Origin of the sequence: Bradyrhizobium sp. PRIMUS42 (genome assembly GCF_023006515.1) — a bacterium.
Taxonomy (GTDB): Bacteria; Pseudomonadota; Alphaproteobacteria; order Rhizobiales; family Xanthobacteraceae; genus Bradyrhizobium.
The window spans coordinates 1-694 of sequence record NZ_JALBGZ010001410.1 but is presented as its reverse complement, the minus strand read 5'-3'; the positions used below and the strand labels follow the sequence as shown (position 1 = coordinate 694).

Annotated in this window: 1 protein-coding gene; it reads right to left on the bottom strand. The window is 67.6% G+C overall.

The window, feature by feature from the left end:
* Nucleotides 1–99 precede the first annotated feature (99 nt).
* Nucleotides 100–694: OmpA family protein (locus tag MOV75_RS40725; protein ID WP_247008493.1), on the bottom strand; the 595-nt coding region annotated here is incomplete at its 5' end.

Genomic DNA, 694 nt, shown 5'->3' with positions numbered 1-694 from the left:
CGAGCTCATAAGGCTCGCCCGGCTGGCGCGCGGGCTGGGCAAGCGCGTTCGACGCCGTGAACGGCAGGAGCAGCAGGGCGATGCAGAGCAGCGGCCTGATCAAGGGCGCTTCTCACGGATCAGGATCTCGATCCGGCGGTTCTGCGCGGCAGCGGGATCATTCGGAAGCTTCGGCCGCCGGTCGGCGTAACCTTCGACATGCTCGATCCGCTGCGCGTCGACGCCGGAGCGAACCAGCATGTAATAGGCCATCTGGGCACGAGCGGTCGACAGCCGCCAATTGTCGTAAGTCTCCGAACGATATGGCCGATTGTCGGTATGGCCGCGGACGATGATCATGCCCTGGCGTTTCGTCAGCAGCGGCCCGATCTTGTCGAGCACGCGGATGAGTTCGGGCCGCGGCTCGGCCGAGCCGACCGCGAACATGCCAAAGCTCGCATCGTCGGTCAGGCTGATCAGGAGTCCCTCCTCGACCTGACGCACCTCGGCCGCCGGCCCGGCGCCGGCCTTGATGTCCGACAGCGCGTCCGCGATCGCGGACTGAAGCTGCTTGACGGTCGGCTGCTGGGTTTGCGCCGCATCGCGCGTTTCGCTCTCCTTCGCCGTATCGTTGGCGCGCGCCTGCGCGGCGGCGTTGGCTTGAACGCTCGCTTGAGCGCTGCCCTCACGTGGCGATTGCGCCGGCGCCGGTCCC